This window comes from Streptomyces sp. NPDC126510 (assembly GCF_040302345.1).
In the GTDB taxonomy this organism is placed as follows: Bacteria; Actinomycetota; Actinomycetes; order Streptomycetales; family Streptomycetaceae; genus Streptomyces.
Map to the genome: position 1 here is coordinate 63,895 of NZ_JBEORR010000026.1, position 15,971 is coordinate 79,865.

Genomic DNA, 15,971 nt, shown 5'->3' on the forward strand with positions numbered 1-15,971 from the left:
CCGCATCCCTGCGCACGACATCCACACCGGGCTGTCTCAGGGTTGCCACGTCTGCGTCCACGGGCGGTGACCGCATCGTGTCCGGGGCGCGGCTAGGGTGGCTGCCCATGTGGCCAGGACAGCAGCCGCCCGGGGGCGAGCAGAACCCGCAAGCGAACAACCCGTACCAGCAGCCGGGGTACCAGCAGCCGAATCCCTATCAGCAGCCGGGATACCAGCAGCAGCCCAGCCCCTATGGGCAGCAGCCGCAGTGGGGCGCCCCCGGGCCGGCCGGCACGCCGCAGCCCCCGCAGCCGCCGCAGGGCGGTGGCGGTGGCGGCCGGACGAAGCTGGTCGCGATCATCGCGGCCACGGCGGTGGTCGTGGCGGCCGGTGTCACCGGCTTCCTGGTACTGGGCGGCGACAAGGACGACACGGCCGACGGCGGCAAGGACGGCAAGGACGGCAAGGTCACGACGAGCCCGTCGGCCGAGAAGCCGAGCGCCCCCGCCTCGGACGACAACCCTCGCGGCGGCGAGGCGGCGCAGCCCACGGTCAAGGGCTGGAAGGTCGTCGTCAACCCCAAGTGGGGCACCGCCTTCGACGTCCCGGCCGACTGGGAAGTGGCGTCCCCGACGTCGTACGTCTACTTCGAGGACGAGAAGTCCGACGACGGCAAGCCGCTGATCCTCATGTCGGCACCGGCGTTCTACAAGTCCGAGTGGTGCACGAGCGACGACAACAAGGACGGCCGTACCGAGACCGAGTCCCTGGCCGGGGTGGGCACCAAAGGCGCCGACGGTGCCAAGAACACGGACGAGGTCGCGGTCAACCAGGCGGCCGCGTGGGTGTACGGCGGCTACACCCAGCCGGACAAGAAGAGCGTCAAGACCGACGACAAGGCCAAGCCCTACACCACCGCCTCGGGCGTGAAGGGCAGCGTCGCCTGGGCGCACTCGGAGGACACCCCCGACAAGGGCAAGTGCGCGAGCGACGGCAAGGCCGTCACGTTCGGCTTCAAGAACTCCGCCGGTGACTTCGTCGCGTGGAGCTTCTTCGGTGCCAAGGGCGTCAAGGGCGAAGTGCCCGAGAAGACCATCATGAAGATCCTCAGCACGGTCCGCCTGCACGGCGAGCCGACCGGCGGCTGACCCGGAGAATCGGAACGGGCCCGCCCCCTGCGACGGGGGCGGGCCCGGCTCACCGGAGCGTCGTGAGGGTCAGCCCCTCAGGTACCCGCGGTAGACCCAGCGCCCGCTGATGGCGTCGTCGTCCACGTGACAGCTGCCGATGCAGACCCAGGGGTTGCCCGAGGAGTTGGTGCAGTCCCAGTAGGCGTGCACCTTGTTGTTCTTGTAGACGTAGTCGACCACCTTGGAGTCGGCCGAGAAGCGGGAGTGCACCGCGGCCTTCTCCTTGACGACCACGTAGCTGTGAGACGTCGGCTGGCACTTGAAAGCACCGGCCGCCGAGGCGGACCCCGCGCCCATGACCGGCAGTGCGGCACCGATGAATGCCGCCGCGGCCAGCAGCGTCGCAGAACGCTTGTACATGCGTTTCCTTCCCCGTTTCACGGTCAAATCAAGATCAACTTAGCGATGCGCGGTCACGCCGCGCAAACCGTTTGGCAGGAGGGGCCCCGGGCGGCGATAGTCGGCCGGTGACGTCCCCCACCGCCTCCTCCCGGAGCCCCCGCAGACCCGCCTGGGCGGGCCGCAACTACTCCCTGCTGACCACGGCCGCGGTCGTCACCGGCCTGGGCAGCCACGGCGCCCTGGTGGCGTCGGCGTTCGCCGTCCTCGAAACGGGCGGCGACGGCGGTGACGTCGGCCTGGTGGCGGCGGCGCGGACCCTGCCGCTGGTGCTGTTCCTGCTGATCGGCGGCGCCGTGTCGGACCGGCTGCCCCGGCACCACGTGATGGTCGCGGCCAACGTCCTGAACTGCCTCTCCCAGGCCGCCTTCGCCTTCCTCGTGCTGACCGGGGAGCCCCGGCTGTGGCACATGATGCTGCTGGCCGCGCTCGGCGGCACCGGCCAGGCCTTCTTCGGCCCGGCCGCCGAGGGCATGCTGATGTCCTCGGTCGACGGCGAGAACGCCGGCCGCGCGTTCGCCGTGTTCAGGATGGCGATGCAGGGCGCGGCCCTCGGCGGTGCCGCGCTCGGGGGCGCCATGGTCGCGGCGATCGGGCCCGGCTGGGTGCTCGCGGTGGACGCGGCCGCCTTCGCAGTCGCCGGAGCGCTGCGGGCCTCCCTCGACGTCGGCCACATCCCGCCCCGCGCTCCGGGCGGCGGCCTGCTCACCGATCTGCGGGACGGCTGGCGCGAGTTCGCCGGCCGTCCCTGGCTGTGGGGCATCGTCGTCCAGTTCTCCATCGCCAACGCGGTCGTCGCCGCCGCGGACGCCGTCTACGGCCCGCTCGTCGCCCGTGACCACCTGGGCGGCGCGGGCCCCTGGGGGCTCGCCCTGGGCGCGTTCGGTGCGGGCACGGTGGCCGGTGCCCTGCTGATGACCCGCTGGAAACCCCGCCGCCTGCTCTTCGCCGGCACCCTCTGCGTGTTCCCGCTGGCCCTGCCCTCCGCCGCCCTCGCCGTCCCGGTGCCGATCGGCGTCCTGTACGGGGTGATGTTCCTCGCCGGCGCGACGGTGGAGGTGTTCGGCGTCTCCTGGATGACGGCACTGCACCAGGAGATCCCCGAGCACAAACTCTCCCGCGTCGCGGCGTACGACTGGTTCGGCTCCGTCGCCCTGGTCCCCCTCGCCACGGCCGCGGCCGGCCCGGCGGAGGACGCCTTCGGCCGCACCGCTGCGCTATGGGGCTGCTCCGGCCTGGTCGTCCTGGTCACGGCGGCCGTGCTGTGCGTACCGGACGTCCGCGATCTGCGCCGCCGGACCGCACCGGTCGCCCAGGGCGGCACCGAGCCCGCGTCAGCCGATGCCGAACGCCCCGTCGGGGGGCTCGGGTGACGGCACGGCGTCCGCGTCCCCGACGGGCCGCGCGCCGCCGATGAACTTGCGCAGGGCCGAGCCGTGTTCGACCCGGGCGGGGAAGGCGTCCGCGGCGGTGAGCCTGACCAGGGCTGCGACGTCGATCGCCCGGTGCCCGGCGACGAGCACGGCGTTCCCGAACCGCCGGCCCCGCAGCACACCCGGCTCGGCGATCAGCACGAGTTCCCCGAAGAAGTCGGCCAGCGTGGCGAGTTGCGACCGCAGGAAGCCGAAGGGCGCGGCGTCGGGGAGGTTGGCGAGGTAGACCCCGCTCCCCCGCAGCACCCGCGCGGCCTCGCGGACGTAGGAGACGGTGGTGAGGTGCGCAGGCACCCGTGACCCGCTGAAGACGTCCGCGAGGAGAACGTCCGCCGAGTCCGCGGGGGCGTTCTCCAGCCAGGCCCTGGCGTCCGCCGGGTGGAGGGCGACGGCCGCGCCCTCCGGCAACGGCAGATGCTCCGTCACCAGTTCCAGCAGCCCCCGGTCGGCCTCGACGACGTCCTGCCGCGAGCCCGGGCGGGTCGCGGCCACGTACCGCGGCAACGTGAGCGCACCGCCCCCGAGATGCACCACGTCCAGCGCCCGCCCCGGCTCGGCCACGACGTCCAGCACGTGCCCGAGCCGCCTGGTGTACTCGAACTCCAGATGCGCGGGTTCGTCGAGATCGACGTAGGACTGCGGCGCCCCGTCCACGGTCAGCAGCCAGGCCCGCTCCCGATCGACGTCGGGCATCAGCTTGGCAAACCCGTGGTCGACGGCCCGGGCGACTGGTACAGGCTCATTCACCCTCTCATTGTGCCTGTGCGACCACGCCACTTCAGGGGCGCGGAGAACCGCGCGACCAGCCACAACGGCCCGCAGTCCCCCGCACGACCTCAACCCACCACGGTCACGGTCCCCGCCCCCACAGTCCTGCCACCCTCACGGATGGCGAACCCGAGCCCCGGCTCCAACGGCATGTCCCTCCCCAGCTCCACCGTCATCGCGACCGTGTCACCGGGCCGGGCCACCGCAACCTCTCCGAGGTCGACGACGCCCACCACATCCGCGGTCCGGATGTAGAACTGCGGCCGGTACCCGGAGGAGACGGGCGTCGTCCGTCCACCCTCCCGAGCCGACAGGACGTACACCTGCGCCGAGAAGCGCCGCCGCGGCTTCACACTTCCCGGCGCGGCGACGACATTCCCCCGCCGGACGGCATCCCGCGGAACCCCCCGCAACAGCAACGCCACGTTGTCCCCGGCCTGCGCCTCCTCCATCGGCTTGCCGAAGGTCTCCAGCCCCGTGACCACCGTCTCGGCGGAGGCCCCGAGCACCTCGACCCGGTCACCGACGCGCACGAGACCTCGCTCGACCGCCCCGGTCACCACCGTCCCCCGGCCGGTGATGGTCAGCACGTTCTCCACCGGCAGCAGGAACGGCGCGTCCAGATACCGCTCCGGCATCGGCACATACGTGTCCACCGCGTCGAGCAGTGCCTCGATCGACGCCGTCCAGCGCGGGTCCCCCTCCAGCGCCTTCAGCCCCGAGACGCGTACGACGGGCACGGAGTCGCCGCCGTAGCCGTGCGCGGTGAGCAGGTCGCGGACCTCGAGCTCGACCAGGTCGGTCAGCTCCTCGTCCCCCGCGTCGGCCTTGTTCAGGGCGACCACGATGTGGTCGACGCCCACCTGCCGGGCGAGCAGGACGTGTTCGGCGGTCTGCGGCATGATCCCGTCGAGCGCGGAGACGACGAGGATCGCCCCGTCGAGCTGGGCGGCGCCGGTGACCATGTTCTTGACGTAGTCGGCGTGGCCCGGCATGTCGACGTGCGCGTAGTGCCGGGTGCCGGTCTCGTACTCCACGTGCGCGATGTTGATGGTGATGCCGCGCGCCGCCTCCTCGGGCGCCCGGTCGATCCGGTCGAACGGCACGAACGCGCCACTGCCGCGGTCGGCGAGGACCTTGGTGATGGCGGCCGTCAACGTGGTCTTGCCGTGGTCGACATGACCCATCGTGCCGATGTTGAGATGCGGTTTCGTGCGGACATAAGCCGTTTTGGACATGGCTGTACCTCGAAGCGTGTGATCAGCGAAGAAGAAGTGGGACCCCGAGGACCTGCCCGACCCTCCCCTTGCGGGGTCCGCCGGACGAACCGGAGAGGGTCAGCTTCGGGCGCCGTCCATGACGGCCGTGAGATCGAGGACGGCAGCCTTCGGGGCATCCGTGACCACGGATGCTGCGAGGGCGAAGGCGTGCCGGAACATGCGTCGATGATTGCCGACGCCTTACCGCACGTCGAATGGTTTTCGTCCGCCCTGCGCACGGGCGCGCGGGCCGGGGACTGTGACGCTCGTGAGACGAACCATACGGCGATCACACACATTTGTCGGTTAGTGTCACCGGATGCTCGATGCCACCACCCGCTCTGGGGGCACCGCCACGGCCTCTCCCCGGGCCACCGCCGCGGAGCTCGCCGTCGCCGTTCCCCCGGCAACGACCGTCTCGCCCGCCGAACCGACCCGTTTCGCCGCCCGCTGCACGAGAGTTCTGCTCTCCCCGTATTCGCGACTGTCCCTGCTCGTCGTGCTGCTCGCCGCCGGCGCGTGCGGGGTGCTCCTGTTCGAGCCGCAGCGCCTGCTGACGGAGGGCTGGCCGCCCCAGCTCTCGGGTGCCGCGGCGGCGGCCGTGTTCACGGTGGCGTACGGCGTGTGCACCGTGGCGTTCGTGCCGAGGCCGCTGCTGAACCTCGCGGCGGGCGCCCTGTTCGGTTCGCAGCTCGGCCTCGGCGTGGCCCTGACGGGGACGGTGCTCGGTGCCGGGATCGCCTTCTGCCTGGGCCGGGCGCTGGGCCAGGACGCCCTGCGGCCGTTGCTGCGGGGGCGCTGGCTGAAGGCGGCGGACGGCCAGCTCAGCCGGCACGGCTTCCGTTCGATGCTGATGGTGCGGCTGTTCCCCGGTGTGCCGTTCTGGGCCGCGAACTACTGCGCCTCCGTCTCGCGCATGGGCCTGCTGCCGTTCCTGCTGGCCACGGGCCTCGGCTCGATCCCGAACACCGCCGCCTACGCCGTCGCGGGCGCCCGCGCCTCCGCTCCGACCTCCCCCGCGTTCCTCATCGCCATGGCGTGCATCGCCCTGCCCGGGCTGGCGGGCATGGTGGTGGCCTGGCGCAAGCGCCACCAGCTGCGCCGGCTCTGACGCGCCGTCTCCCCCGGCTCAGATCCGTTCCAGCACCATGGCGTTGGCGAGTCCGCCCGCCTCGCACATGGTCTGGAGCGCGTACCGGGCGCCTCGTTGCCGCATCGCGTGCACCAGTGTCGTCGTCAGCCGGGTGCCGCTCGCGCCGAGGGGATGCCCGAGCGCGATGGCCCCGCCGTGCACGTTGACCCGGGCGAGGTCGGCGCCGGTCTCCTGCTGCCAGGCCAGTACGACACTGGAGAACGCCTCGTTGACCTCGAACAGGTCGATGTCGTCCAGGCTCAGTGAGGCCCTGCGCAGTACCTTCTCGGTCGCCGGGATCACGCCCGTGAGCATCAGCAGCGGGTCGGATCCGGTGACGGCGAAGCTGTGCAGGCGGGCCAGCGGACGCAGGCCGAGCCGGGCGGCCGTCTCGCTCGAGGTGATGAGCACCGCCGAGGCCCCGTCGTTGACCGGGCTGGCGTTGCCCGCCGTGACGTTCCACTCGATCTGCGGGAAGCGCTCGGCGAAGCCGGGGTCGCGGTAGGCGGGCTTGAGGCCGGAGAGGATCTCCGTCGTGCTGCCGGGGCGTACGCACTCGTCGCGCGTGACCCCCTCCAGGGGCGCGACCTCGGCGTCGAACAGCCCGTTCTCCCACGCCTCGGCGGCCTTGTGGTGCGAGGAGACGGCGAAGGCGTCCATCCGCTCGCGGCCGATCGACCACTTCGCGGCGATCAGTTCGGCACTGATCCCCTGCGGGACGAGCCCCTCCGGGTAGCGCCCGGCGACTCCGGGGCCGAAGGGGTCCTTGCCCTCGGGCACGTTCGACCACATGGGCACCCGGCTCATCGACTCCACCCCGCAGGCCACGACCATGTCGTACGCACCGGAGAGCACACCCTGCGCCGCGAAGTGCACGGCCTGCTGCGAGGAGCCGCACTGGCGGTCCACGGTGGTCGCGGGCACCGACTCCGGGAACCCGGCGGAGAGCACGGCGTAGCGGGTGGTGTTCATGGCCTGCTCGCCGACCTGGTCGACGGTGCCGCCGATGACGTCGTCGATCAGCCCCGGGTCGATCCCCGACCGCTCGACGAGGGTGCGCAGGGTGTGGGCGAGGAGCTCCACGGGGTGGACGTGTGCCAGGGCGCCGTTCGGTTTGCCCTTGCCGATCGGGGTGCGTACGGCTTCGACGATCACTGCGTCACGCATGTGCGGGCCTCCACGGCTACCAGTGAGTAGGAAATCCGGACTCACCGTAGCCCGCAGGGTTGGAAAATCCAACCCTCTCCTAGACTGATCCTCATGGCCGACCGCAAAGACCCGCGCCCCTGCTCCATCGCCGACACGCTCGCGATCGTCGGCGAGAAGTACTCGCTGCTCGTGCTGCGGGAGGTATGCCTGGGCAATGGCCGGTTCGACCGACTGGTGCGCAACATCGGCACCCCGCGCGACATCCTGGCCACCCGGCTGCGCCGGCTCGTCGACGCCGGGATCCTCGCCAAGCACCCCTACAGCGAGCGCCCGCAGCGCTTCGAGTACCGGCCGACACGGGCGGGACTGGAACTGGAGCCGGTGCTGATGACCCTCATGGCGTGGGGCGACCGCCACCTCCGGCCCGACGGCGACCGCCCGATGGTCCTGGAGCACTCCTGCGGGCGGCCCCTCGCCCCGGCCGTCACCTGCCGCGCCTGTGGCGACGAGGTGCGCCACGAGGACCTCACCGCCCGCCCGCAGACCCCGGGCTGGACGGTGACCGGACCCACCGCGGCCTGATCGCCGCTGGTCGGGAGCGCTTCCAAACCCCTGTGTCGAGTGGGCCGTCCGGGGGCGCTACGCTTCCCCCTCGGCACACATGATCCCCCGTTCACCGCAACGGCGGCCCGGTGCGCCCGTCGTCCGTCCCACGATCGGCACTTGGACTCCGCTACCTCATGTCTTGGTTCGAATCACTCATCCTCGGACTCGTCCAGGGGCTGACCGAGTTCCTTCCCGTCTCCTCCAGTGCCCACCTGCGGCTGACGGCGGCCTTCGCGGACTGGAAGGACCCGGGCGCCGCCTTCACGGCGATCACGCAGATCGGCACCGAGGCGGCCGTGCTGATCTACTTCCGCAAGGACATCGGGCGGATCATCTCGGCATGGACGCGCTCGCTCACGAACAAGGCGATGCGCAGCGACCCCGACGCGCGGATGGGCTGGCTGGTGATCGTCGGCTCGATCCCCATCGGCGTGCTCGGCGTGACGCTGAAGGACCAGATCGAGGGACCGTTCCGCGATCTGCGGATCACCGCGACGATGCTGATCGTCATGGGCATCGTCCTGGGCGTCGCCGACCGGCTCGCGGCCCGCGACGAGAGCGGCGGCAAGCACCGCGCACCCAAGCAGCGCAAGGCCCTCGAGGACCTGGGCGTACGGGACGGCCTGATCTACGGCGTCTGCCAGGCCATGGCGCTCGTCCCGGGCGTCTCCCGCTCCGGCGCCACCATCAGCGGCGGTCTGTTCATGGGCTACAAGCGCGAGGCCGCGGCCCGCTACTCCTTCCTGCTCGCCATCCCCGCGGTGCTCGCCTCGGGTCTGTTCGAGCTGAAGGACGCGACGGAGGGCGGCCACGTCTCCTGGGGCCCGACGATCTTCGCGACGATCATCGCCTTCGTCGTCGGGTACGCGGTGATCGCCTGGTTCATGAAGTTCATCTCGACCAAGAGCTTCATGCCGTTCGTCTACTACCGCATCGCGCTCGGCATCGTCATCATCGCCCTGGTCGGCATGGGTGCCCTGAGCCCCCACGCCGCCGAGTCGGCGGGCTGACCCCGGGCCTGTGACCCCGGTCTCGTGACCAACCACATAGCCGTGGGGTAGCCGTCCGGTAGCGGGCTGTCAGTGGCTGCCCCTAGGCTTGTCCGCATGTCCCCCGATTTCGTGACCCCTGGTTCCGTGCGGTCCGCTGCCGAGGTCAACGAGGAGATCCGTGCGCTGTGGCAGCGCACGGGCGGCACCCTGTCGGCCGAGGAGCGCGCGGAGTACGAGCTTCTCGTCGTCGAATGGGCCGCCGCGCTCCGAGGCGGCGTCGTCAAGGCGGCCTGAGCGCTTCCCACCACCCGTCTGTCCGACCCGTACCCCACCTCTAGGCGCGCAGCCGCGCCAGCACCTCGTCGTCGACTGCGAAGGGCCGCTCCTCGGGCAACAGCCCCGCGGCCGACTCCAGTTGCCCCGCCCGTACCAGCCCGTGGATCTCAGCGGCGAGCGGCGTGACGTCCTCGATCCCCCTGATCCACTCGTCCGCGTAGCGCGCGGCCGCCTCCCCCGCGAGCCCCAGCTGAAGTGACCGGTGCGGCAGCGGGTTGTGGTGCAGATCCCGTTCCGGATCCCACTGCACCCGCGCGGGTGCCTGCCTCAACTGCCGCTTCCAGGAGGCCTGGTCACCGTGCAGAGCGGGGACGTGGTGGGACAGGCACGCGTTGCGCAGGGCCCAGAGGAAGCCCTCGCGGTCGACCTCGATCGCCAGGACCGTCTCCTGGCCCTCCTTGGTGCCCCAGCCGCAGCGGTACATCATCCACAGGAACGAGGGCTTGATCCAGGTCATGCGCTCGCGCTTCCAGGAAGCCGGGAAGCGGCCGTGGCGGGCGGCGGGGCCGCCGATCTCCGGGCGGTAGGCCTGGTAGACCGTGATCGTGGACTCGGTGTGGCGGGCCCGCACCCGGTACTTCGGTTCGTGTCGATCGTTCACGAAGGACAGGCTGGGCCCCGGCACCCCTCGGCGGCCACCGAATATCACGCGCGCACGGCTCTTGGCCCGGTCCCCGCCATGCCCAACACTGAGCCGATGACGCAGCGCGTGGAACTCGCCACCGTGAGAGACCGACTGGCCGTCGACGGACTGATCACCGACTACGCGGTGGCGGTCGACGACGGCGACTGGGAAGCGTACCGAGGCTTGTTCGCCCCTCGCGGGCGGGCGGACTACCGCTCGGCCGGCGGCATCGAGGGAGAAGCCGGGGCGGTCGCCGCCTGGCTCGCGGAGAGCCTGGAGCTGTTCCCGATGCGGCAGCATCTGATCGTCAACCGGCGGGTGCGCTTCGGGATCTGGGAGCAGGACACCGGTGACACGGCCGAGGTCCAGGCCGACTACGTCAATCCCATGGCCACCTCCGGACCCGCTCCCGACTTCGTGTGCGGCGGCCGGTACGCCTTCGGGGTACTGCGCACGGCCGACGGCTGGCGGCTGAGCGTGGTGGTCGTGCGGGAGAAGTGGCGGCGCCTTCCCGAGCCGCGGACGGCACCTGTGGTCAACTGACCCGACCCCGGTGTCCTAGATCGTCCGCAGGGCGCACACTGGAGGCACCCGCGGGTAGGAGGCGCCTATGAAGACGCTCGGCCACTGGCTCGCCTCCCCCTGGCGCCGCTCGGCCGCTGCCGCGGTCGCGGGCGCCCTCCCCGTCCTCGCCTTCCCCGGGCCGTCCCTGTGGTGGTGCGCCTACGTCGCCCTGGTGCCCTGGCTCCTACTGCTGCGCACCGCGCCGACCGGGAAGCGGGCCGCGTACGACGGCTGGTGCGGCGGTTTCGGTTTCATGCTGGCCATGCACCACTGGCTGCTGCCGAGCCTGAACGTGTTCACGTTCCTCATCGCCGCCCTGCTCGGCGCCCTGTGGGCCCCCTGGGGCCGGCTGGTGCGCAGGCTGCTGGGCGGCTTCCCCTCCGCAGGCCAGGTCGCGGTGGCACTGCTGGTGCTGCCCTCGGGCTGGCTGGCCATCGAGCTGATCCGCTCCTGGCAGGGCCTCGGCGGCCCCTGGGGCATGCTCGGCAGCAGTCAGTGGCAGGCCCAGCCCGCGCTGCGGCTCGCCTCGGTCGGCGGGGTGTGGCTGCTCAGCTATCTGCTCGTGGCGGTCAATGTCGCGGTCGCCGTTCTCGTCGCGGTTCGCCGGGCCCGGGTGCCCGCCATGGCCGGTCTGGTCGCCACGGCCGCGGCCACCTCCGCCGCCTGGGCGTTCTCGCCCCGCCCCGCCGTCGACGGCCACGTGAGGATCGCGGTCGTGCAGCCGGGTGTCATCGCCGGCCCCGACAGCCGGTTCGACCGCGAGGAGCAGCTCACCCGCCGCCTCGCCGGGCAGGACGTCGACCTGATCGTCTGGGGCGAGAGCAGCGTAGGTTTCGACCTCGGGGACCGGCCGGACCTCGCCCGGCGGCTCGCGTCCCTCTCCCGCGCGACGGGCGCCGACATCCTGGTCAACGTGGACGCCCGGCGCTCCGACAAGCCGGGCATCTACAAGAGTTCGGTCCTGGTCGGGCCCGAGGGCCTGACCGGCGAGCGCTACGACAAAATGCGGCTCGTGCCGTTCGGCGAGTACATCCCGGCCCGCTCGCTGCTCGGCTGGGCGACCTCGGTCGGCAAGGCCGCGGGCGAGGACCGCAGGCGCGGCTCGCAGCCCATCGTGATGAACGTCGGGGACGATCTGCGCGCCGGCCCGCTGGTGTGCTTCGAGACCGCCTTCCCGGACATGACCCGCCATCTCACCCGGGAGGGCGTCGACGTGCTGATCGGCCAGTCGTCGACGTCCACGTTCCAGCACAGCTGGGCGCCCGAGCAGCACGCGTCGCTGGCCGCGCTGCGGGCCGCCGAGACCGGCCGCCCCATGGTGCACGCGACCCTGACGGGCGTCTCCGCCGTCTACGGGCCGGACGGACAGCGCGTCGGAGCATGGCTCGGCACGGACGCCTCCGCCGCGCGGGTCTACGACATCCCCCTCGCCCACGGCACCACGCCCTACATCCGCCACGGCGACTGGACGGTGCACGCGGCGATGCTGATCCTCGCCCTGTGGGCCGCCGGCGAGGGCACACGGGCGCTGCGGATCAGGCGGTCCGCTCCTGAACCGCGCGTACCACCCGCTCGCACAGTTCATGGGTCTCCAGCGCGTCCCGGGCGCTGAGCACCTTGCCCGCCCTGACCGCGTCGAGGAACGCGAGCACCGCCTGCTCGATCCCGCGCTGCCGGGCCACCGGCACCCAGTCACCGCGTCGCCGCACGGTCGGCTGCCCCTTGTGGTCGACGACCTCGGCGAGGTTGACCACCTGCCGTTTGGTGTCCTGCCCGGACACCTCCAGGATCTCCTCGGCGGAACCGCTGAGCCGGTTCATCACTCCGAGCGCGGTGAAGCCGTCCCCGGCGAGCTGGAGCACCAGGTGGTGCAGCAGTCCGTCCCGGACGCGGGCGCGCACGGTCACGTCGTCGATCTCGCCGGGCACGAGGAAGCGCAGGGTGTCGACGACGTGGATGAAGTCGTCGAGGATCATCGCGCGTGGCTCCTCCGGCAGCCCGATGCGGTTCTTCTGCATGAGGATGAGCTCGCGCGGATGGTCCGCGCACTGGCTGTAGCCGGGCGCGTGGCGCCGGTTGAAGCCGACGGCCAGGCTCACGTCCCGCTCCTCGGCGAGCGCCACCAGCCGTGCGGAGTCCTCCAGTTCGTAGGCGAGCGGCTTGTCGACGTAGGTCGGTACGCCCGCCTGGAGAAGCCGCGTCACGATCTCCGGGTGCACGAGCGTGGGCGCGTGCACGAAGGCCGCGTCGAGCTCCGCCGCGAGCAGGGAGTCGAGGGTGGCGTGCCGTCGCTCCCGCGGGATGTGGAGGCTCTCGGCGACCCGGTCGAGCGTGGCGGGCGTACGGGTCTGCAGGTGCAGTTCGACGCCGGGCTGGAGGGCGAGGACCGGGAGGTAGGCCTTCTGCGCGATGTCGCCGAGTCCGATGCAGCCGACCTTCACGGGGTGATCTCCTCTAGCCGTTGCCTGCCGGGTTCTGCTCGGAGCATACGGCGTCGCTCTGCGGGGGCCGCCAGTCGGCGATGCCGTCGAAGCCGCGCAGGAACAAGGCGGGGCCGGCCAGCGACAGCAGGCTCAGGGACGTGTCGCGCAGGGCGAGACCGGTCCGGCTGCTCATCAGGCTGAGGCGGGAGGCCTTCACGGCCTGTCGGGCGATGGCGGTCGTACGGGGGCGCCGGGCGGCGGTGTAGGCGGCGAGGTCGTCGCAGTGGTGGGCGAGGACGACGGCGTCCTCGATGGCCTGGTTGCCGCCCTGGCCGAGACTCGGCGGCATGGCGTGCGCGGCGTCGCCGAGCAGCGCGACCCGGCCGTGGTGATAGGCGGGCAGGGGGTCGGCGATGTGGTGGACGTCGTGGCGCAGCACGTCCTCGGGGCGGACGGCGGCGAGCACGGCGGGGATGGGGTCGTGCCAGTCGCCGAAGAGGCGCAGCAGCTCCGACTTCTCGTCGTCGGGCGCCCGTCCGCCGGCCGGGGTCGTGGCGCCGGCGTAGGCGTAGACGCGGCCGTCCTTCAGCGGGTGGGTGCCCCAGATCCGGCCCCTGCCCCAGGTCTCGTGCGAGGCGAACCGTGCGCCGGGGAGGGGGATCACGACCCGCCAGGTCGTCCAGCCGGAGTAGACGGCGCCCGGGTGGTGCGGGAAGAGCGTCCCGCGCACGGCGGACCGGATCCCGTCCGCACCGACCACCAGGTCGGCCTCGAGTTCGCCGTCCGCCGTCGCGACGCGGGCCGCCCGGTCAGGACCGCCGCTGTGGACGAGGGTCGCGGCGGCGTCCGTCCGGATGGCCCCCGCGGGGAGCAGCGCGGCCAGGCGCTCGATCAGGGTGGCGCGGTGCAGCAGTACGAGCGGCCCGCCGAAGCGCCGGGCGGCAGCCTCGGCGGAGGAACGGGACAGCCACCGCCCTTTCGGACTGCGCAGGCCTCCGTCCCCCGACCAGGCGGCGAGTTCGCGGATCTCGTCGCCGAGTCCGATGACGTCCAGCGCGCGCAGGGAGTTGGGCGCGAGGGAGATCGCCGCGCCGACCGGTTCCAGCGCGCGGGCCCGCTCCAGCACGGTGACCCGCAGGCCGCGCTGGTGCAGGGCGACCGCCGCCGTCAGGCCTCCGATGCCCCCGCCGATCACGACGGCATGCCCGGGCTGTCCCATGGCTCCTCCTGAGTTACTACACCTGTAGTGCCGACTTCGACGTTACTACAGATGTAGTCGAACGGGTAGCGTGAGCCTCATGTCCATACACACCGCCGGCCCCGCCCGATCCGACCTCGTCGCCGACACCGCCCTCGCCCTGCTCGCCGAGCGCGGGATGCGCGGCCTCACGCACCGGGCGGTCGACGAGCTGGCCGGGCTCCCCCAGGGCTCCACGTCGAACCTCGCGCGGACCCGGCAGGCCCTGCTGGAGCTGGCGGTGCGGCGCCTGGCCGACCGTGAGGCCCGGGTGCTGGCCCTGCACGAGATGCCGGGCCCCGAGGCCGGTGCCGGCGCCCTGGCGGACGCGCTGGCCCTGGCGACCCACCGCACTCTGACGCGGCAGCGCGCGCTCACCCTCGCCCGCTACGAACTGGCCCTGGAGGCGACGCGCCGCCCCGAGCTGCGGGCCTTCTTCGACGCCACGGGCGCCCGCTTCCGGGACCAACTCACCCCTCTGGTCGCCGGAATGGGCTCGACGGATCCCGCCCGGCACACCCTCTCGCTGATCGCCTGGGCGGACGGGCTGATGTTCAGCTGCGTGGCGGGATCGTTCGGTGCCGACGTGCCCAGCCTGGAGGAAGTGCGGGCCGGGCTGCGGGAGCTGCTGGAAGGGATGCTCAAGGGCTGAAAATCTTGTTGGTTCGCCGGAGACTGCCCGGAAAGGATGCCTCCATGACGACCGAACGCACCATGCCCGCCCCCACGTCCGACGAACGCACCATGCTCGAGGGCTGGCTGGACTTCCACCGCCGGACCCTCGCCTGGAAGTGCGAGGGCCTGAGCGACGAACAGCTCAGGGCCGCGGCCGTCGAGCCGTCCGATCTGTCCCTGATGGGACTGGTCCGGCACATGGCGGACGTGGAACGCAGCTGGTTCCGCCGGGTGCTGACGGGCGAGGACGTGCAGCCGATCTACTGGAGCGACGAGGACCGGGACGGCGAGTTCCACCTCACCGAGGCGGACACCTGGCAGGAGGCCCATGCCACCTGGCAGGCCGAGATCGAGACGGCCCGGCGCAACGCGGCCCGCTTCGGCCTCGACGACATCACCGAGGGCAAGCACCGGCGCACCGGCGAGCGGTTCAATCTGCGGTGGCTCTACACCCACATGATCGAGGAGTACGCACGGCACAACGGCCACGCCGACCTGCTCCGCGAGCGCATCGACGGCGCGACGGGCGACTGACGTCACCGCCGTCACACCTCACCCCACGTCACCCCCGTCACGCCGGCGCCCTCCGTACGGGGCGCGAGATCACCCGTGCGGGGCAACCCGCGCCTGTTCCGCCACCCCACCGCGGGCCGGACGCACCAGAGTTGCGCGGGTGCATCGAACGACGACCACAGCGACGCTCCTGGTGACCGTGGCGGTCTCGGCCCTCTCCGGCTGTACGACGGTTCCGCATCCCGCCGCGCCGGGACCCTTGGCGACACCGTCCCGGCCGTCGGCGCCGGAGCCGGATGCCGCGGCGGAGACCCCGATCGTGCAGGCACCGGCCCGCGAGGCCCTGGTGCTCATCGAAGAGGCGTCCCGCCGCCCTGAGCCGGCCGCGTCGGCGCCCCGCCCTGCCGCTCCTCCGGCGGCCTCGCGGCAAGGCGGGGCGCCGCAGCCCGGGCACCGCGACGTCCGTCCGCGCCCCGCCCGTCCGGAACGCCCCGAGCCCGCACCGCGGCGCCCCCAGCGATCGCACACCGACATCCCGGACGTGCCGGAGGCGGTACGCCAGAACGTCGAGAAGGGCGTCCCGGGCGGCAACGCCGACGTGTGCGTGCTGGGCAGGCGCTACGGGGGGTGGCGGGCGGACAGCCCGGAGGCGACGATCTGCCGCGACGCGTACGGGCGTTGACCTGCC

The 15,971-nt window shown here is 72.2% G+C and carries 18 protein-coding genes; 11 read left to right on the forward strand and 7 right to left on the reverse strand.

What is annotated here, in order from left to right; all coding sequences use genetic code 11:
• Nucleotides 1–107: 107 nt before the first annotated feature.
• Complete coding sequence (locus tag ABTX60_RS31110; RefSeq protein ID WP_352100341.1) at nt 108–1,130, forward strand: DUF8017 domain-containing protein; 1,023 nt, start codon at nt 108–110, stop codon at nt 1,128–1,130.
• Between the two features lie 69 nt (nt 1,131–1,199).
• On the opposite strand, the gene ABTX60_RS31115 is transcribed toward ABTX60_RS31110, so the two are convergent.
• Nucleotides 1,200–1,532 carry a hypothetical protein gene (locus ABTX60_RS31115; RefSeq protein ID WP_352100342.1) on the reverse strand — a complete coding sequence of 111 codons (333 nt, stop codon included), beginning with the start codon at nt 1,530–1,532 and terminating at the stop codon, nt 1,200–1,202.
• 107 nt (nt 1,533–1,639) lie between these two features.
• On the opposite strand from ABTX60_RS31115, the gene ABTX60_RS31120 reads away from it, so the two are divergent.
• Entirely contained in the window at nt 1,640–2,944 is a 1,305-nt protein-coding gene (locus ABTX60_RS31120) for an MFS transporter (protein ID WP_352100343.1), read from the forward strand.
• On the opposite strand, the gene ABTX60_RS31125 is transcribed toward ABTX60_RS31120, so the two are convergent.
• Nucleotides 2,906–3,751 (reverse strand): spermidine synthase, encoded by an 846-nt coding sequence (locus ABTX60_RS31125; RefSeq protein WP_352100344.1) that lies wholly within the window; start codon nt 3,749–3,751, stop codon nt 2,906–2,908. The genes ABTX60_RS31120 and ABTX60_RS31125 overlap by 39 nt on opposite strands.
• 89 nt (nt 3,752–3,840) lie before the next feature.
• A complete protein-coding gene (gene tuf / locus ABTX60_RS31130) occupies nt 3,841–5,010 on the reverse strand; it encodes an elongation factor Tu (protein ID WP_352100345.1) in 1,170 nt (389 codons plus the stop codon).
• Between the two features lie 340 nt (nt 5,011–5,350).
• On the opposite strand from tuf, the gene ABTX60_RS31135 reads away from it, so the two are divergent.
• Entirely contained in the window at nt 5,351–6,142 is a 792-nt protein-coding gene (locus ABTX60_RS31135; protein WP_352100346.1) for a TVP38/TMEM64 family protein, read from the forward strand.
• Nucleotides 6,143–6,160: 18 nt separating this feature from the next.
• On the opposite strand, the gene ABTX60_RS31140 is transcribed toward ABTX60_RS31135, so the two are convergent.
• Nucleotides 6,161–7,330, reverse strand: coding sequence for a thiolase family protein (locus ABTX60_RS31140; protein WP_352100347.1), 1,170 nt, complete (start codon nt 7,328–7,330; stop codon nt 6,161–6,163).
• Nucleotides 7,331–7,423: 93 nt separating this feature from the next.
• Between ABTX60_RS31140 and ABTX60_RS31145 the strand changes: the two genes are divergently transcribed.
• The 3 genes from ABTX60_RS31145 to ABTX60_RS31155 all read left to right on the forward strand — a co-directional run bounded on the left by ABTX60_RS31145 (nt 7,424) and on the right by ABTX60_RS31155 (nt 9,204).
• A complete protein-coding gene (locus ABTX60_RS31145; protein ID WP_352100348.1) occupies nt 7,424–7,894 on the forward strand; it encodes a winged helix-turn-helix transcriptional regulator in 471 nt (156 codons plus the stop codon).
• A gap of 158 nt (nt 7,895–8,052) precedes the next feature.
• Nucleotides 8,053–8,928: an undecaprenyl-diphosphate phosphatase gene (locus ABTX60_RS31150; RefSeq protein ID WP_352100349.1), complete on the forward strand. Its 876-nt coding sequence runs from the start codon at nt 8,053–8,055 to the stop codon at nt 8,926–8,928.
• A 96-nt stretch (nt 8,929–9,024) separates the two neighbouring features.
• Nucleotides 9,025–9,204: a hypothetical protein gene (locus ABTX60_RS31155; RefSeq protein WP_104781900.1), complete on the forward strand. Its 180-nt coding sequence runs from the start codon at nt 9,025–9,027 to the stop codon at nt 9,202–9,204.
• Between the two features lie 40 nt (nt 9,205–9,244).
• On the opposite strand, the gene ABTX60_RS31160 is transcribed toward ABTX60_RS31155, so the two are convergent.
• Nucleotides 9,245–9,847 (reverse strand): DUF4291 domain-containing protein, encoded by a 603-nt coding sequence (locus ABTX60_RS31160; protein WP_352100350.1) that lies wholly within the window; start codon nt 9,845–9,847, stop codon nt 9,245–9,247.
• 96 nt (nt 9,848–9,943) lie between these two features.
• Here ABTX60_RS31160 and ABTX60_RS31165 point away from each other — a divergent pair, with 96 nt between their 5' ends.
• Both ABTX60_RS31165 and lnt read left to right on the forward strand, forming a co-directional pair.
• Nucleotides 9,944–10,414, forward strand: a complete 471-nt coding sequence (locus ABTX60_RS31165) for a nuclear transport factor 2 family protein (RefSeq protein WP_352100351.1) — start codon at nt 9,944–9,946, stop codon at nt 10,412–10,414.
• A gap of 67 nt (nt 10,415–10,481) precedes the next feature.
• The gene (gene lnt / locus ABTX60_RS31170) at nt 10,482–12,047 is read left to right on the forward strand and encodes an apolipoprotein N-acyltransferase (RefSeq protein WP_352100352.1); all 1,566 of its coding nucleotides are present in this window, start codon (nt 10,482–10,484) and stop codon (nt 12,045–12,047) included.
• Here lnt and ABTX60_RS31175 read toward each other — a convergent pair.
• Nucleotides 11,971–12,876 carry a Gfo/Idh/MocA family protein gene (locus ABTX60_RS31175; protein WP_352100353.1) on the reverse strand — a complete coding sequence of 302 codons (906 nt, stop codon included), beginning with the start codon at nt 12,874–12,876 and terminating at the stop codon, nt 11,971–11,973. The genes lnt and ABTX60_RS31175 overlap by 77 nt on opposite strands.
• 13 nt (nt 12,877–12,889) lie before the next feature.
• On the reverse strand, nt 12,890–14,077 hold the full coding sequence (locus ABTX60_RS31180; RefSeq protein WP_352100354.1) for an FAD-dependent monooxygenase: 1,188 nt from the start codon (nt 14,075–14,077) through the stop codon (nt 12,890–12,892).
• 79 nt (nt 14,078–14,156) lie between these two features.
• Between ABTX60_RS31180 and ABTX60_RS31185 the strand changes: the two genes are divergently transcribed.
• The 3 genes from ABTX60_RS31185 (at nt 14,157) to ABTX60_RS31195 (ending at nt 15,965) form a co-directional block, all read left to right on the forward strand.
• Complete coding sequence (locus ABTX60_RS31185) at nt 14,157–14,747, forward strand: TetR/AcrR family transcriptional regulator (protein ID WP_352100355.1); 591 nt, start codon at nt 14,157–14,159, stop codon at nt 14,745–14,747.
• A 44-nt stretch (nt 14,748–14,791) separates the two neighbouring features.
• Nucleotides 14,792–15,304, forward strand: coding sequence for a DinB family protein (locus ABTX60_RS31190; RefSeq protein WP_352100356.1), 513 nt, complete (start codon nt 14,792–14,794; stop codon nt 15,302–15,304).
• Nucleotides 15,305–15,443: 139 nt separating this feature from the next.
• Nucleotides 15,444–15,965, forward strand: a complete 522-nt coding sequence (locus ABTX60_RS31195) for a hypothetical protein (protein ID WP_352100357.1) — start codon at nt 15,444–15,446, stop codon at nt 15,963–15,965.
• The last annotated feature ends 6 nt before the right edge of the window (nt 15,966–15,971 follow it).

What these genes read in the sequence shown, in the direction of transcription:
- ABTX60_RS31110 (WP_352100341.1), top strand. Translation starts at nt 108, where the DNA reads ATGTGGCCAGGACAGCAGCCGCCCGGGGGCGAGCAGAACCCGCAAGCG.
- ABTX60_RS31115 (WP_352100342.1), bottom strand. Translation starts at nt 1,532, where the DNA reads ATGTACAAGCGTTCTGCGACGCTGCTGGCCGCGGCGGCATTCATCGGT.
- tuf (WP_352100345.1), bottom strand. Translation starts at nt 5,010, where the DNA reads ATGTCCAAAACGGCTTATGTCCGCACGAAACCGCATCTCAACATCGGC.
- ABTX60_RS31135 (WP_352100346.1), top strand. Translation starts at nt 5,351, where the DNA reads ATGCTCGATGCCACCACCCGCTCTGGGGGCACCGCCACGGCCTCTCCC.
- ABTX60_RS31140 (WP_352100347.1), bottom strand. Translation starts at nt 7,330, where the DNA reads ATGCGTGACGCAGTGATCGTCGAAGCCGTACGCACCCCGATCGGCAAG.
- ABTX60_RS31145 (WP_352100348.1), top strand. Translation starts at nt 7,424, where the DNA reads ATGGCCGACCGCAAAGACCCGCGCCCCTGCTCCATCGCCGACACGCTC.
- ABTX60_RS31150 (WP_352100349.1), top strand. Translation starts at nt 8,053, where the DNA reads ATGTCTTGGTTCGAATCACTCATCCTCGGACTCGTCCAGGGGCTGACC.
- ABTX60_RS31155 (WP_104781900.1), top strand. Translation starts at nt 9,025, where the DNA reads ATGTCCCCCGATTTCGTGACCCCTGGTTCCGTGCGGTCCGCTGCCGAG.
- ABTX60_RS31165 (WP_352100351.1), top strand. Translation starts at nt 9,944, where the DNA reads ATGACGCAGCGCGTGGAACTCGCCACCGTGAGAGACCGACTGGCCGTC.
- lnt (WP_352100352.1), top strand. Translation starts at nt 10,482, where the DNA reads ATGAAGACGCTCGGCCACTGGCTCGCCTCCCCCTGGCGCCGCTCGGCC.
- ABTX60_RS31180 (WP_352100354.1), bottom strand. Translation starts at nt 14,077, where the DNA reads ATGGGACAGCCCGGGCATGCCGTCGTGATCGGCGGGGGCATCGGAGGC.
- ABTX60_RS31185 (WP_352100355.1), top strand. Translation starts at nt 14,157, where the DNA reads ATGTCCATACACACCGCCGGCCCCGCCCGATCCGACCTCGTCGCCGAC.
- ABTX60_RS31190 (WP_352100356.1), top strand. Translation starts at nt 14,792, where the DNA reads ATGACGACCGAACGCACCATGCCCGCCCCCACGTCCGACGAACGCACC.